Origin of the sequence: Haemophilus sp. HMSC066D02, assembly GCF_001810545.1 — a bacterium.
Taxonomy (GTDB): Bacteria; Pseudomonadota; Gammaproteobacteria; order Enterobacterales; family Pasteurellaceae; genus Haemophilus_D.
In genome coordinates this window covers 53,162-68,399 of the sequence record NZ_KV801806.1, presented here as the reverse complement: position 1 = coordinate 68,399, position 15,238 = coordinate 53,162, and the positions used below count along the sequence as shown (strand labels likewise).

Genomic DNA, 15,238 nt, shown 5'->3' with positions numbered 1-15,238 from the left:
TTAAAATCTCATTATGATTGAGGTCGTTTGTTCACATTGCCCTGCTTTATAACCTTGAAGCGTCACGCTGTTTTTACTCACTTTTTCGATTAAATAGCCTTCTTTTCCAATCCTCTGCCCGACTTGAACAGGCAGAATATACCCATCATCATTAAATAACACTTCTGCCTGTTTACCATATTGCACAACTCCCACAACATGTAGCTGAGCCAATGGGCGTTCCTCCGCCAGTCTCGGCTCCGAATACACGCAAGTCGACACCGACGGTAGGGTGAGCCCCTCTTTTGGATATTCGGTTTGTTCTCTCTGTTTTCGATCAAAAGGATCTTGCGAAAATGCTGATACAGAAAAAAACGCTATCAAGATTAAGAAAAGCTTTTTCATTATTTGTCCTTATTTAATTGGAAAATTAACTCACATGTAATAGAAGCATTTTCCTCTTCATCTAATTTCTCAATGTTTAATTGCGTTAAAGAAAGTGTAGGAATATCGTTTAAAAGCGCGGTTAAAAATTGCTGTAAATCGACAAAATAGCCTTGCAACGACAAATGCAACAAAGTATGTTGAGAAAAATCCCAACGTAAATCCAACGCTCGAAGTCGCCCATTTAACAACGCCTGTACATGCTGATTAATCGGCAACACAGAATTAGCTAATTCTGGAGAAAGTTGTCGGCTGTCTGACTTTTGCCTTAAGGTTTGTAAAATCTTTTCCTGTTTATCCCACTCTTGCTGCTGCAAACTCAATTCTGCGTCAAGTCGATGCCGTTCATTGCTATTTTCAACGTAACGAAAAACAGGTAAAAAGATGACCGCACTTAATGCACTCAACCAAAAGGCTGCATGAACCATTTGAGGTAATCGAAGCCATCTCCCAAACCAACTTTGTGCACTTTTTTGAACAAGCTCATTGATAAAGTTCCTCATTGCACAGACTCCGATAAATGAATATCAAATTGAAAAAATAACTGCTGTTGCACTGGCTGAAACTTAGTTAAGTTAACCTCTGTAAAATGGCGTTTGAGAAATTGATGTATCTCCTCAAACTCTTGTTGGCTTTCTGTCATGCCTGAAAGGGCAACTTGCTTAGCATTAAGCGTAAATTCATCTAACTCGCCTTGTTGTAATGGCAGCTCAGTTAATAAATTAAGCATTCGATACACATATTTCGTATCCATTTCTGTCAGCTCATTCATTTCTTTCAGACTACTTTGTAGTTGCTGAACCTGAATGCGTTTCTGATGGACTTGATGAGTTATTTGTGTCAGTTTTTCTTTTGCCTGATTTAGAGTTTGCCCTTGTTGTTCATTGAGTTGGTTCAATCCAACAACAATCAAAACTGAGCAAGCTAGCCAAATTAAACCTTGCCACATAAAATGACGAAAAGCCTTTTGATGTTGTTCTAAGCGCCAAGGTAATAAATTAAGGCTAAACATCACCACTCTCCCGATTAATTGGAGGCAAAAGTGCGGGTGGTTTTAAAGATAAATCCACTAGCTTTAAATCGGTTTGCCAAAGTGCATTACCTAAAGCAATGAAAGGAAGATCTGTTTCGATACGCTGCCAATCCTGAGTCTGTAATTCGATTGCGTGTAAATTCAACATATCGGGCGTTTGATACACATAAACCTGTTCTATCGTTTCGGGAAAGCGTTGGATAAATTGTTGATAAAGTTCGGATAAATCACCTTGAGATTGCAAAACTTGTCGTTGTTGTAATCGTTCACAAACGGCGAGACATCCTTGTTGATCTTGATATAAAAATAAGGTGTTAACTGGCTCTTGACCTAAAATGGCATAAAATGCACGTAAAATACTGTGATTCAGTAAATCAAGTGCGGTCAATTTTAGCGGCAAATATTTTTCTAATTCTGCATTGGCGCTTTCTTGTCGAATCGCCGTGATATCCAAACGGAAACCTTGTTTTAATGGCATGGCAAGATAATCAAACCATAATTCATCCAACGGAATCGGTAATTCTTTTTGCAAAATGAAACGACATTGTTGTTCACACTCCTGAGCATTGAGTGTTTGCGGTAAAATAAGCGTTTTAGACCAAGTCAAATGGGGTGAAATGGAACCAATAAAACAACATTGGTTCGCTTTTTGCGGTAAATGAGGTAATAGCTGGGGAAAAAAGTCCTTTTGTTGTCCATTTAAGCAAATAGATTGAACTTTGTAGAATTCATCTAGCCAAACAAAATAGAGGTTATCTTGTTGTTTACTCACACCAATTTTTTGTTTTAGCTGCTTTCTAGGAACAATTCCCATATTCTTTCCTATTCTTTAAGGGATTAATCTTTTATACTTAGCAGCCAAAATCATAATTTTGATTTTTTGAATATTCATTAAACCAGAGAGAATTTTACGATGCGGATCGCAAAATTAATATTAAGTACCCTATTTACGATATGTATACTGGGGTTAGTCGCCGGTGGTGTACTGTATTTTCACTTAAAATCCTCCTTACCATCGGTTGAGAGCCTAAAAACCGTTGAGTTGCAACAGCCGATGCAAATCTATACGGCTGATGGCAAATTAATCGGTGAAGTCGGTGAACAACGCCGTATTCCAGTGAAATTAGAAAATGTGCCTCAGCGTCTGCAAGATGCCTTCTTAGCGACGGAAGATAGCCGTTTTTATGAACATCACGGCTTAGACCCTGTTGGTATTGCTCGTGCGATTTTTGTTGCCGTCAACAATGGTGGGGCATCTCAAGGGGCAAGTACCATTACACAACAGCTTGCGCGTAACTTCTTCTTAACGCCAGAAAAAACCATTATTCGTAAAGCTCGCGAAGCAGTATTAGCCATTGAAATTGAAAATGCCTTAAGCAAACAAGAAATTTTAGAACTTTATTTGAATAAAATTTTCTTAGGGTATCGCTCTTATGGCGTTGCAGCCGCCGCCCAAACCTACTTTGGTAAAAACTTAGATGAATTAACACTTTCTGAAATGGCGATCATTGCTGGCTTGCCAAAAGCACCTTCTACCATGAATCCACTGTATTCGCCAAAACGTGCGGAAGAACGTCGAAATGTGGTTTTAAGCCGAATGTTGGATGAAAACAAGATCACCAAAGCAGAATATGATGCAGCGATTAAAGAACCAATTGTAGCAAGCTATCACGGTGCTAAATTTGAGTTCCGTGCAGACTATGTGACTGAAATGGTTCGTCAAGAAATGGTAAAACGCTTTGGTGAAGAAGATGCTTACACTAAAGGTTATAAAGTTTTCACGACAGTACTTTCAAAAGATCAAGCGGAAGCTCAAAAAGCCGTCCGTAATAACTTGATCGATTATGACATGCGTCATGGCTGGCGTGGCGGTGCACCACTTTGGAAAAAAGGTGAAACCCCATGGGATAATGAACGCATTGTCGCTTTCTTGAAAAAATTACCTGATTCAGAACCATTCATTCCAGCAGCGGTAACCGCATTAGGTAAGAATGGGGCAGAATTACTTTTAGCCAATAATGAAACGATGACGCTCTCTTCTAATGCAATGCGTTGGGCGGGAAGAGCACCGGTTAAAGTGGGCGAACAAATTTGGATTCGTAAACGTGATAACGGTGAATGGATTTTAGGTCAAATTCCAGCAGCTAACTCTGCATTAGTTTCATTAAACTCTGATAATGGTGCAATTGAGGCCATGGTGGGTGGTTTTAGCTACGAACAAAGTAAATTTAACCGAGCAACCCAATCTTTAGTGCAAGTCGGTTCTTCGATTAAACCATTTATCTATGCGGCTGCGTTAGAAAAAGGTTTAACGCTTTCAAGCGTATTGCAAGACAGTCCTATCTCTATTCAAAAACCAGGACAACCTTTGTGGCAACCTAAAAACTCACCTGATCGTTATGACGGTCCTATGCGTTTACGTGTAGGTTTAGGTCAATCTAAAAATATGATTGCCATCCGAGCACTACAAACTGCAGGTGTTGGCTTTACGGCTGACTTCTTACAACGATTTGGGTTCAAACGTGACCAATATTTTGCCAGTGAAGCGCTTGCATTAGGTGCTGCATCCTTCACGCCATTGGAAATGGCGCGTGCTTACGCAGTTTTTGATAATGGTGGTTTCTTAATTGATCCTTACCTTATCGAAAAAATTCAAGATAATACCGGTAAAGATTTATTTATTGCGAACCCTAAAATTGCTTGTATTACCTGTAATGACATTCCTGTGATTTATGGTGAAACCAAAGATAAAATTGATGGCTTTAAAGATGTCGCAGAAGTGGCTAACCCTGATAACCTAAAATCCGCTAAAGGTAATAGCAACACCGATACAGATGAAGGTGAGGGCGATCAGCAACCTGAGAATGTACCTGACTTGCCAGAACTTCAAACATCCGCATTAAATGACGGTTCTGTTGATTTAATGGCGGATGCGAAAGACGGTGCAGCAAAACAAGAATACGCACCTCGTGTGATTAGTGGTGAATTAGCCTTCTTAATTCGTAGTGCATTAAATACGGCGATTTATGGTGAGCAAGGACTTAGTTGGAAAGGTACCAGCTGGCGTATTGCTCAAAGCATTAAACGTAGTGATATCGGTGGTAAAACCGGTACCACTAATAGTGCGAAAGTAGCTTGGTACGCAGGTTTTGGCGCAAACTTAGTCACCACAACCTATGTTGGTTTCGATGATAACAAACGCATATTAGGTAAAGGTGAAGCGGGAGCGAAAACCGCAATGCCTGCCTGGGTTGCTTATATGAAAGCTGCACTTTCTGATGTGCCAGAACGTCAACTTGAGCTTCCTCCAAACATCATGGAAAAAACCATTGATAGTAACTCTGGTTTACTTTCTGAAGGTGGTGGCCGTAAAGAATACTTTATCGTTGGTACCGAGCCTAAACGTACTTACATTGCGGAAATGCAAGAGCGCGGTTATTATGTTCCACCAGAGTTGCAACAACGTCTAAATGGTGGAACAGGTAAAACCAAAGACGCAATTCCTGCAACGCAACCAGAAGAATTATTCTAACCCTGATTTAAATACTAAAAGTGCGGTTAATTTTGACCGCACTTTTTTACGTCAAAAGGACAAATCATGTTAAGTTATCGTCACAGTTTCCATGCAGGCAATCATGCTGATGTATTAAAGCATATTGTATTAATGCTGATATTGGAAAATCTTTCGCTGAAAGAAAAAGGTTTTTACTATCTCGATACCCATTCTGGGGTCGGACGCTATCGTTTAAGTTCTAACGAATCAGAAAAAACCGGCGAATACAAAGAGGGAATTGGGAGACTTTGGGAAAGAACAGATTTACCCGAAGAAGTTGCTCGCTACGTGGATCTCATTAAAAAGCTCAATTATGGCGGTAAAGAATTACGTTATTATGCGGGCTCACCTATGATTGCCGCGCAATTATTACGTCCTCAAGATCGTGCATTACTGACAGAATTACATCCAAGTGATTTTCCATTATTACGCAATAATTTCAAAGAATTTAAAAATATCACCACAAAATCAGAAAATGGTTTCCAACAACTCAAAGCCACGCTTCCACCAAAAGAACGCCGAGGCTTAGTGCTTATTGATCCGCCTTATGAATTAAAAGAAGATTATGATTTGGTAGTGAAAGCTATAGAAGAAGGTTATAAACGCTTTGCTACGGGTACTTATGCGATTTGGTATCCAGTGGTTCTACGTCAACAAACAAAACGCATTTTTAAAGGATTAGAAGCAACAGGAATTCGTAAAATTTTGAAAATTGAATTGGCGGTTCGCCCTGATAGCGATCAACGTGGTATGACCGCAAGTGGAATGGTGGTGATTAACCCACCTTGGCAATTAGAACAGCAAATGAAATCTATTTTGCCTTATTTGACCCAAACGCTCGTCCCTGAAGGTACGGGAAGTTGGACAGTGGAATGGATTGTACCGGAATAATCCATTCCAAAATATCGGTCAAAATGACCGCACTTTTAAATTTTAATTTTATTGGAATACAACACTAAGCAAAGTGCAATAACCATAATTAAAATCGCGCCTGCGAATAAGATGGTATCAACCGAACTCTCATGATTCACAATAATCAGGCGCAACATAGCGGTAATCCCCGCGTAAATAAAATAGCGCAAAGGAAAGTGATAGCCACTTTTAAAATATTGCACGATAAGGCCAATAAAACCGAAATATAAGAAAAACATCACGGCTTGTTCGGCAACATCATAAGGCACTACGCTTGATGTATTAAACACCATAATTGCTAAGGTATAGGTAATTTTAGCTAAAGCAATAATCAATACTAAAGCCAACGCAATAAGTGAAAAACTTAATACCACTTTTAATACACTAGTCACTACTCTAGGCAGCTTTTCTAGTTCTTGAGATTCTTCCATAAAGTTCCTTTTTTGTTTTTTAAAATGACGAAAGATGCGTATTTTAAAGGAATGTGATTTAGTGGTAAATAGCCAAATTTAATCAAATAAAAAAGGCAGAGCTCTCTGCCTTTTCTTTTTTATATGAATGAAATGAATAATTACTCATCTAAGAAACTTCTTAAGGTTTCTGAACGACTTGGATGACGTAACTTACGCAATGCTTTCGCTTCAATCTGACGAATACGCTCACGGGTTACATCAAATTGTTTACCCACTTCTTCAAGTGTATGGTCAGTATTCATATCAATACCAAAACGCATACGTAATACTTTTGCTTCACGAGGTGTTAAACCTTCTAACACTTCATGAGTCGCCACTTTCAAGCTTTGTGCGGTTGCAGAATCTAATGGCAATTCAAGGGTTGAGTCCTCGATGAAGTCACCTAAATGTGAATCATCGTCATCACCGATTGGGGTTTCCATAGAAATAGGTTCTTTCGCAATTTTAAGCACTTTACGAATTTTATCTTCTGGCATACCCATGCGCTCAGCAAGTTCTTCTGGCGTCGCTTCACGTCCCATTTCTTGTAACATTTGACGAGAAATACGGTTTAATTTGTTAATCGTTTCAATCATATGAACAGGAATACGGATTGTACGCGCTTGGTCAGCAATGGAACGAGTAATGGCCTGACGAATCCACCAGGTTGCATAGGTTGAGAATTTATAACCACGACGGTATTCAAATTTATCTACCGCTTTCATCAAACCAATATTCCCTTCTTGAATTAAATCCAAGAATTGTAAACCTCGGTTGGTATATTTTTTCGCAATAGAAATCACCAAACGCAAGTTAGCTTCAACCATTTCTTTTTTCGCACGTCGAGCTTTTTGTTCACCACGAGATACCGCATCGCAAATCTCACGCATTTGTTGAATGGTGAGATTCGTATGCTGCTCAATATTCGCTAAGTTATCTAGAGATAAACGGATACGCTCTTCATATTTTGGTAAGCGTTTTGCCCAAGCTTTTGTTGATTTTAACGCTTTTGCTACCCATGCATCACTGCTACCATTCGCAACAATAAGCGCCTCAAATTCATCTTTTGGCATACCCGCGATATCAACTAATACTTTTTGTAGTTGACGCTCTTCTGAACGTACACGTTTCATCATATTCTTCATTGATAAAACAAGTACATCAAATTGTTTTGGCACTAAACGGAATTGTTTAAAAATATCTGCGAGTTGAGCAATTTGATCTTTTGCACGTTTACCACTGCGACCGTGTTTTGCAATAGTTGCTAATGTTTTAGTATGTTGCTCTCTTAATGCGGCAAATCTTTCACGCGCCACTTCAGGATCGATGCTATTATCTGAATCGCTGTCATCAGAACTTGAGCTGTTATCGCTTTCATCTTCCTCATCGCTCTCATCAACGTCCGCAGCAGATTCGGCACTTTCATCTTCATCAGCAAAATTTTCATCAATGTTTGCGGTTTCCTCTTCTGGAACATTTGGATCCACAAAGCCTGTGATTAAATCAGCTAAACGATAATTGCCCGCTTCAACTTGGTCATAATTATCTAATAATTCAGTTAACGCTTCTGGGTAAGCTGCAATCGCAGTTTGGACTTCATCGATCCCTTCTTCAATACGTTTTGCAATGCTGATTTCATCTTCACGGGTAAGGAGATCAACGGTACCCATTTCACGCATATACATACGCACAGGATCGGTTGTACGACCGATTTCAGATTCCACATTGGATAAAATCTGTGTTGCTTCTTCCACTGCATCTTCATCCGGAATCGTGTCATTCAACATCATTTCGTCACTTTCCGGCGCTTCATCAAGAACCGGAATACCCGCATCATGCTGTAAAGTCTGCAACAACTTATCGTAATACTCTGGATCGATCACATCTTCCGGAAGTAAGTCATTAATCTCCGCATAGGTTAAATAACCTTGCGTACGACCCAATTCCATAAGCTGTTCAATTTGTTCTGAATATTGCTCTGCGGTAGATTGTTGATTTTGTTCCATTTTTATTCCCGTTTTGCGTTATTTTTGGAAGATAAAAGCCCTTGTTTTGAACAGGAGATTTTACCATTGTTATGACGGATTAACTAACTGTTTTTTCTGCTCTTCTTTTCCCTTGAGCAAATTCACTAAAATTGCTCGCTCTTGATCAGTTAAGCCTTCCGCCCTTTCTTTTGCAATCAGCATTTCAATATCTCGTTCAATCGCCTGAATATTCAATCGACGATAGTTTTGAGAGAATGCATTAATGATTTCTAAGTCATCTAATAGATGATCCCAAGAAGCTAATATTTCAAGGGGTTTGCTGAATTCTGTATCACGAAAATATTCTAATATTTGCCCTGTTGTAATGCCTTCTCGTTCACGACAAAGTGCGGTCAATTTTTCGAGTAATTCGTAACCCGCCTCATGCTTTAAGGCTTGTAAACCCACATCCGAAATGCGATTCACTAACTGTGAATTCTGTAATAACAGCGAAATCACCACGCGCATTGGTGTTTTCTTAATGGTTTTTTGTGGCGTTTTGGGTTTGGGTTCCGCCTTGTCTATTTGATTTGGGAGCAAGCTTTCAAGCTGTGATTGATCAAAGATCCCGAGCTTTTGCGCCAACATATTACGTAATGATAAACGCAGCATATCACCAGGAATTTGACGAATTAAAGGCGCTGCGAGTGCTACTAGCTTGCCTCGTCCTTCTTGCGTCGAGAAATCCACCTGCGGACTTAAATGTGCGAATAAGAATTCTGTGAGAGACTGGGCTTGCTCAATATATTCTTCAAACTTTTCTTTACCATATTGGCGAATATAAGTATCCGGATCTTCTCCATCAGGCAGGAAAATAAACTTAATTTGTCGTCCATCTTCCAGATAAGGTAAGGCGTTTTCAAGGGCTCGCCAAGCAGCATCTCGCCCCGCTCTATCACCATCATAGCAGCAAATGACTTGCTCTGTTGAACGGAACAATAATTGAATTTGTTCCGAGGTCGTTGATGTCCCAAGAGAAGCCACCGCATAATTGACACCAAATTGCGCTAATGCCACCACATCCATGTAGCCTTCAACCACCAGTAATTTTTCTGGCTCATCATTGATTTGTAAGGCTTCATACAAACCATAAAGTTCATTGCCTTTATGGTACGTAATAGTTTCGGGTGAGTTCAAATACTTAGGTTTTTCATCCGTTAAAACACGTCCACCAAAGGCGACCGTACGACCACGTTTATCCCGAATCGGAAACATAATGCGATTACGGAATTTATCGTACACATTGCCACGATCGTTACGAGAAAGCATACCTAAATCAAACAGTTTTTTCTGTTCTTCTCGATTTTTGCCGAATTGACGCAACACCGTATCCATCGCATTGGGCACATAACCGATTTGAAAACGATCGATAATTTCGGGCGATAAACCACGTTGCTGAAGATAGCTTTGAGCTGGAATATTTAGTGGAAGTTGCGCTTGATAAAACGACGCAATCTCTTGCATTAAATCGTATAAATTGCGTTTTGTCTGATAGCTCACATCCGGTTTATTACCGAATTGGTTTGGGCGTTTCTCATAAGGCACTTCAAGCCCTGCCGAAGCGGCTAGTTCTTCAATGGCTTCAACAAATTCTAACTTGTCGTAATCCATTAAAAATGAAATGGCATTGCCTTTCGCGCCACAGCCGAAACAATAATAGAATTGTTTTTTTTCACTTACCGTGAAGGATGGTGTTTTTTCGTGATGAAACGGACAACAAGCTTGATAATCTCGTCCTGCTTTTTTGAGTTTCACACGCGCATTAATCACATCGACAATATTCGATTTTGTGAGCAGATCATCAATAAATTGGCGTGGAATTGAGCCCTTCATTGCCTTGCCTCCTTGAATACGATGCGAAAGTGCGGTTGATTTTGCGTGACTTTTTTTCGATGAATTTAAAGCAACAAAACCGTGATACCCAAAAGGTTTCACGGTTTGTCTTAACTCGAGTTAGAAAATACTACAAATTAGTATAAACGGGTATTGCGCGCGTTTTCGCGAGCATTACGTTTAGCGTGACGTTTAGCAAGCGTTGCTTTTTCACGTTTACGGATTGTAGTTGGTTTTTCATAGAATTCACGAGCGCGAACTTCTGCTAAAATACCAGCTTTTTCGCAAGAGCGTTTGAAACGACGTAAAGCTACGTCAAATGATTCGTTTTCACGTACTTTAATTACAGGCATAAGCCAATCACCTCAATGAGTTTAATTTAATTGCAATTTTAAATTTTTATTACTGCCGAATGAACGGCAAATTCAATAAAGGACGCAATTCTAATCGATCTTCCCTGCAAAAGCAAAGGAAAGATCGCCTATTTGCTGAAAATTTGGCGTTTGAACTGGTTTAAGCGGGCTAAACAAGGTAAAATCTTTGCCAATTTTTTTAATAAAATGAGAAGAAAATGCGTATTTTAGGGATCGAAACCTCCTGTGATGAAACAGGTGTCGCGATTTATGATGAAGACAAAGGCTTAATTGCCAATCAGCTCTACACGCAAATAGCCTTGCATGCGGATTATGGCGGTGTGGTGCCAGAACTGGCTTCTCGCGATCACATTCGCAAAACGGCACCATTAATTAAAGCCGCATTAGAAGAAGCCAATTTAACCGCTGATCAAATTGATGGTATCGCCTATACAAGTGGCCCTGGTTTAGTGGGAGCATTATTAGTGGGCGCAACAATCGCGCGTTCACTGGCTTATGCCTGGAATGTGCCCGCTATTGGTGTACACCACATGGAAGGCCATCTACTTGCGCCAATGCTTGATGAAAATCGACCGCACTTTCCATTTATTGCCCTCTTAGTTTCAGGTGGACATACACAGCTAGTGCGCGTTGATGGTGTGGGGAAATATGAGGTTATTGGTGAATCTATTGATGATGCGGCTGGTGAGGCTTTTGATAAAACTGCAAAATTATTAGGGTTAGATTATCCTGGCGGTGCAGCACTTTCACGTTTAGCCGAAAAAGGATCGCCGGATCGTTTTGTGTTTCCACGTCCAATGACAGATCGACCAGGCCTTGATTTTAGCTTTTCAGGTTTAAAAACCTCTGCAGCTAATACGATTAATCAGGCGATCAAGCAAGAAGGTGAATTAACCGAACAAACTAAAGCCGATATCGCTTTTGCCTTCCAAGACTCCGTCGTGGATACACTTGCAATTAAATGTAAACGTGCCTTAAAAGAAACGGGCTATAAGCGTTTAGTGATTGCTGGCGGGGTGAGTGCAAACAAAAAATTACGTGAAACCCTTGGCACAATGATGAAAAATCTTGGTGGTGAAGTCTTTTATCCGCAACCTCAATTTTGTACCGATAACGGTGCCATGATTGCCTATACGGGCTTTTTACGTTTAAAACAAGGTCAGCATAGCGATCTCGCCATTGATGTCAAACCTCGTTGGGCGATGGCTGAACTTCCTGCAATTTAAGGAAAAAATATGGAAAATATGATTAAAGTAAGAGCCATGCGTGCAGCCGGTATCGCTTGTTTTTTAGTGCTTGCGATTATTGGCGCATGGATTTTCACCACACCAAGCAGTGATATTGTTGACGCTCTTGCAGAAGCAGGAAAAATGGTTGGCGGCGGTGCCACTTACGGGACCTTTATGCTTGCAGCCTGTCCACCTGTTGCAGGATTCATTGCCTATCATTTCTGGAAATGGGTGATTAAATAATGGCAAAACTCTATTTTTACTACTCTACGATGAATGCAGGTAAATCAACCACCTTGCTGCAGTCTTCCTATAACTATCGTGAACGCAATATGAACACCATGGTTTATACAGCAGCGATTGATGACCGCTTTGGAGTAGGCAAAGTCACTTCACGTATTGGTATCCATGAAGATGCGAATTTATTTACATCAACGAGTGACCTTTTTGCCGAAGTAAGCCAACGTTTACAACAAGAAAAAATTCATTGTGTTTTAGTTGACGAAGCCCAGTTTTTAACGAAACAGCAAGTGTATCAATTAAGCGATGTCGTGGATAAACTGAAAATTCCTGTGCTTTGTTATGGCTTGCGTACCGACTTCCAAGCAGAGCTATTTGAAGGTAGTAAGTATTTACTTGCTTGGGCAGATCAACTAGAAGAATTAAAAACAATCTGTTATTGTGGACGTAAAGCCAATTTCGTTTTACGTTTAAATGAACAAGGTGAAGTCATTAAGGAAGGGGAACAAATCCAAATTGGTGGAAACGACTCTTATCTTTCGGTTTGCCGCTATCATTACAAAGAAAAGTGCGGTCAGCTTTAACCTCGTTTTTCAATTTTATACTCGGAGAACAATTTTATGCTAAAAAACAAAACATTCGGCAGTGCCTTAATCATTGCCGGCACGACTATCGGGGCGGGAATGCTCGCGATGCCATTAACCTCTGCCGGTATTGGTTTTGGTTACACCGTTTTCTTATTAGTCGGCTTATGGGCGCTTTTGGTTTACAGCGGTTTACTTTTTGTTGAAGTCTATCAAACGGCCGATCGATTAAATGATGGCGTGGCGACTCTCGCTGAAAAATACTTCGGCATTACTGGACGTGTCTTAGCCACCTTTAGTTTGCTCATTTTACTTTATGCTCTTTCTGCGGCCTACATCACCGGAGGCGGTTCATTATTATCGGGTTTACCAACCGCTTTTGGCTTTGAAAGTCTTTCCTCCGAACTTTCAATCATTTTATTTACCGTCGTACTCGGTGCCTTTGTGGTTGTAGGTACAAGAGGCGTTGATGGTGCCACCCGCATTCTGTTCATCGGTAAATTAATTGCCTTTGCTTTTGTGTTATTCATGATGTTACCAAAAGTGTCTGTCGATAACCTGATGGCCTTACCTTTAAATTATGCTTTCGTGATCTCTGCGGCACCAATTTTCTTTACCTCCTTTGGCTTCCACATCATCATGGGCAGCGTAAACAGCTATTTAGATGGTAGTGTTACTCAATTCCGTAAAGCGATTTTAATTGGTACAGCGATTCCACTTGTAGCTTATTTAGTGTGGCAATTAGCGACTCACGGTGTATTAAGCCAAAATGAATTCGTACAAGTGCTCCAAGCGGATCCAACCCTTAACGGCTTAGTCAATGCAACACGTCAAATCACGAACTCCCACATCATGGGTGAAATCGTACGCGTATTCTCTGCACTTGCATTAATCACCTCTTTCCTTGGTGTCATGCTCGGGGTATTTGAAGGTTTAGGCGATTTATTTAAACGTTACAAATTGCCACACAATCGCTTGACACTGACGGTTGCAGCCTTCACACCACCACTTGCGTTTGCCTTGTATTATCCTGAAGGCTTTATCGCAGCATTAAGCTATGCAGGTTTACTCTGTGCGTTCTACTGCTTAATTTTGCCTATCGGACTAGCATGGAAAACACGTCAAGCGAATCCGAATCTGCCTTATCGCGTAATCGGTGGAAACGTAACCTTAGTGATAGCCTTAGTAATTGGCGTAATCATTATGATCGTGCCATTCTTAATTCAATCGGGTTATTTACCTGCAGTAGCAGGCTAAAGTGCGGTAGATTTTCAAGGCATTTTTCTCATAAAAGTAGGGCTTAAACGCCCTATTTTTTATTTTCAAAAAATTTTCATTTTTTTTACCTCTCTTAATCTTTCCTTAAGATTCTCTTGTTTAAATACACTCATCGAAAGGCAAACAACCCAATCGATAAATAAATCTGAAAAATGTTAATCACTTAAGAAAAGATTAAGATTTGAATGATTTAATACATCTGAAAGCAAAACTTTCAACTTACTTTATGATTATCTTATTTAGGAGAACAAACTATGAAAAAATTACTTACTGTTGCAGCTATCGCATTATCTTCTGTTGCCGTATATAACACCGCAATAGCGCAAGGATTTAATGATGGCAATAATCAAGTCACTCAACAAGGTTTTGTAGATGAAAGTGTCATTGTAAAAACCGTTGCTGATGCATTAAATGCCAATGATAACACTCCAGTTCGTTTAGACGGACAAATTGTAAAACAAATTGGTAAAAAGGATTTCTTATTTAAAGACGCAAGTGGAAAAGAAATCCAAATTGAAGTCAGCAAAAAAGCATGGAATGGTCAAACGATAGCACCTCAAGATAACATTCAAATTATCGGTAAAGTCGATAAAGAATGGAATAAAACAGAAGTTGATGTAAAACAAATCATCAAAAAATAACTAACAAAATGACCGCACTTTTCTTAAGTGCGGTTAAAAATCCCAAAGGAGAAGAGAATGGAAAACGTACAAACAATGTCAGATCTTATGCAGCAAATTCAACAACGAATTGATTCACTAAAAGCCTCTGCTATGCAGCAACAAACAGAAATGAAACAATCATTAAATGAATGTATTGAGCAAAGTGAAGCCATTCAAAATCAATTAGTTCAGAGCCAACAGCAATTAACATCACAATTGGAATACGGCACTGCAGTATTAATTGAACTGGAACAAGGGTTACAGCTAGATTTCAGTACAGAAATCGCCGAATTTGAACAGTTGTGTCAAAATGAAACTGCCGATACGGCAGAATTAACACAACGATTAGAACAGAATGTACAGGAAAAAATCACGTTCCAATTAAACGAATTAAAAGCCAAAACAGGTATTGCCTTACAAGAAATTGGTCAGGTGACACTCCATATTAAGCAGTTATTTGGGGCAGAAAAAAGTGCTAAAGTGAAAGGGTTGGCAAAATTAAAACAACGTTTATATAAACGCTTTGGTAAACAGATTATTGCTTCAAAAGAATGCTTGGCAAAACAACTGGAACGCGGAGCCAGTAAATTAAGAGCTTAAAATGTCTGCTATCGTTTATTAAGAAGAAAAGTTAAACC

General features: G+C 39.7%; 15 protein-coding genes and 2 pseudogenes. 9 read left to right on the top strand and 8 right to left on the bottom strand.

Translation table 11 applies throughout. The annotated features are described in order from the left end of the window. The 4 genes from HMPREF2750_RS05315 to HMPREF2750_RS05300 are packed head-to-tail and all read right to left on the bottom strand — an operon-like array spanning nt 1 to nt 2,270. A complete protein-coding gene (locus HMPREF2750_RS05315; protein ID WP_070582959.1) occupies nt 1-384 on the bottom strand; it encodes a pilus assembly protein PilP in 384 nt (127 codons plus the stop codon). Next, nucleotides 384-926, bottom strand: coding sequence for a competence protein ComC (locus HMPREF2750_RS05310; protein WP_070582958.1), 543 nt, complete (start codon nt 924-926; stop codon nt 384-386). Before HMPREF2750_RS05310 ends, HMPREF2750_RS05315 begins: the two co-directional genes overlap by 1 nt. Then, on the bottom strand, nt 923-1,435 hold the full coding sequence (locus tag HMPREF2750_RS05305) for a competence protein ComB (RefSeq protein ID WP_070582957.1): 513 nt from the start codon (nt 1,433-1,435) through the stop codon (nt 923-925). Before HMPREF2750_RS05305 ends, HMPREF2750_RS05310 begins: the two co-directional genes overlap by 4 nt. Then, nucleotides 1,428-2,270: a competence protein ComA gene (locus HMPREF2750_RS05300; RefSeq protein WP_070582956.1), complete on the bottom strand. Its 843-nt coding sequence runs from the start codon at nt 2,268-2,270 to the stop codon at nt 1,428-1,430. Before HMPREF2750_RS05300 ends, HMPREF2750_RS05305 begins: the two co-directional genes overlap by 8 nt. A gap of 99 nt (nt 2,271-2,369) precedes the next feature. On the opposite strand from HMPREF2750_RS05300, the pseudogene HMPREF2750_RS05295 reads away from it, so the two are divergent. From HMPREF2750_RS05295 to HMPREF2750_RS05290, 3 genes and pseudogenes are all read left to right on the top strand, one after another. Continuing rightward, nucleotides 2,370-4,220: pseudogene (locus HMPREF2750_RS05295) on the top strand (penicillin-binding protein 1A); the annotation flags it as partial. Between the two features lie 75 nt (nt 4,221-4,295). After that, nucleotides 4,296-4,988 (top strand): annotated as a pseudogene (locus HMPREF2750_RS10185) (penicillin-binding protein 1A); the annotation flags it as partial. Nucleotides 4,989-5,054: 66 nt separating this feature from the next. Then, on the top strand, nt 5,055-5,900 hold the full coding sequence (locus tag HMPREF2750_RS05290; RefSeq protein WP_049373837.1) for a 23S rRNA (adenine(2030)-N(6))-methyltransferase RlmJ: 846 nt from the start codon (nt 5,055-5,057) through the stop codon (nt 5,898-5,900). Nucleotides 5,901-5,935: 35 nt separating this feature from the next. Here HMPREF2750_RS05290 and psiE read toward each other — a convergent pair whose 3' ends face one another. From psiE to rpsU, 4 genes are all read right to left on the bottom strand, one after another. Next, nucleotides 5,936-6,352 (bottom strand): phosphate-starvation-inducible protein PsiE, encoded by a 417-nt coding sequence (gene psiE / locus HMPREF2750_RS05285; RefSeq protein WP_070582952.1) that lies wholly within the window; start codon nt 6,350-6,352, stop codon nt 5,936-5,938. Between the two features lie 140 nt (nt 6,353-6,492). Next, complete coding sequence (gene rpoD / locus HMPREF2750_RS05280; RefSeq protein WP_070582950.1) at nt 6,493-8,379, bottom strand: RNA polymerase sigma factor RpoD; 1,887 nt, start codon at nt 8,377-8,379, stop codon at nt 6,493-6,495. Between the two features lie 69 nt (nt 8,380-8,448). Further along, nucleotides 8,449-10,233: a DNA primase gene (gene dnaG / locus HMPREF2750_RS05275; protein ID WP_070582974.1), complete on the bottom strand. Its 1,785-nt coding sequence runs from the start codon at nt 10,231-10,233 to the stop codon at nt 8,449-8,451. A 137-nt stretch (nt 10,234-10,370) separates the two neighbouring features. Beyond that, the gene (rpsU, locus tag HMPREF2750_RS05270) at nt 10,371-10,586 is read right to left on the bottom strand and encodes a 30S ribosomal protein S21 (protein WP_005694732.1); all 216 of its coding nucleotides are present in this window, start codon (nt 10,584-10,586) and stop codon (nt 10,371-10,373) included. Between the two features lie 218 nt (nt 10,587-10,804). Here rpsU and tsaD point away from each other — a divergent pair, with 218 nt between their 5' ends. From tsaD to HMPREF2750_RS05240, 6 genes are all read left to right on the top strand, one after another. Then, nucleotides 10,805-11,833 carry a tRNA (adenosine(37)-N6)-threonylcarbamoyltransferase complex transferase subunit TsaD gene (gene tsaD / locus HMPREF2750_RS05265; RefSeq protein WP_070582948.1) on the top strand — a complete coding sequence of 343 codons (1,029 nt, stop codon included), beginning with the start codon at nt 10,805-10,807 and terminating at the stop codon, nt 11,831-11,833. 9 nt (nt 11,834-11,842) lie between these two features. Next, nucleotides 11,843-12,079: a hypothetical protein gene (locus HMPREF2750_RS05260; RefSeq protein WP_005694734.1), complete on the top strand. Its 237-nt coding sequence runs from the start codon at nt 11,843-11,845 to the stop codon at nt 12,077-12,079. After that, nucleotides 12,079-12,660 carry a thymidine kinase gene (locus tag HMPREF2750_RS05255; protein WP_070582946.1) on the top strand — a complete coding sequence of 194 codons (582 nt, stop codon included), beginning with the start codon at nt 12,079-12,081 and terminating at the stop codon, nt 12,658-12,660. The genes HMPREF2750_RS05260 and HMPREF2750_RS05255 overlap by 1 nt, the downstream gene beginning before the upstream one ends. A 36-nt stretch (nt 12,661-12,696) precedes the next feature. Next, nucleotides 12,697-13,917 (top strand): aromatic amino acid transporter, encoded by a 1,221-nt coding sequence (locus tag HMPREF2750_RS05250; RefSeq protein ID WP_070582944.1) that lies wholly within the window; start codon nt 12,697-12,699, stop codon nt 13,915-13,917. A gap of 275 nt (nt 13,918-14,192) precedes the next feature. Then, nucleotides 14,193-14,579 carry a YgiW/YdeI family stress tolerance OB fold protein gene (locus HMPREF2750_RS05245; RefSeq protein WP_054420347.1) on the top strand — a complete coding sequence of 129 codons (387 nt, stop codon included), beginning with the start codon at nt 14,193-14,195 and terminating at the stop codon, nt 14,577-14,579. A 57-nt stretch (nt 14,580-14,636) separates the two neighbouring features. Next, entirely contained in the window at nt 14,637-15,200 is a 564-nt protein-coding gene (locus tag HMPREF2750_RS05240; RefSeq protein WP_054420346.1) for a hypothetical protein, read from the top strand. The last annotated feature ends 38 nt before the right edge of the window (nt 15,201-15,238 follow it).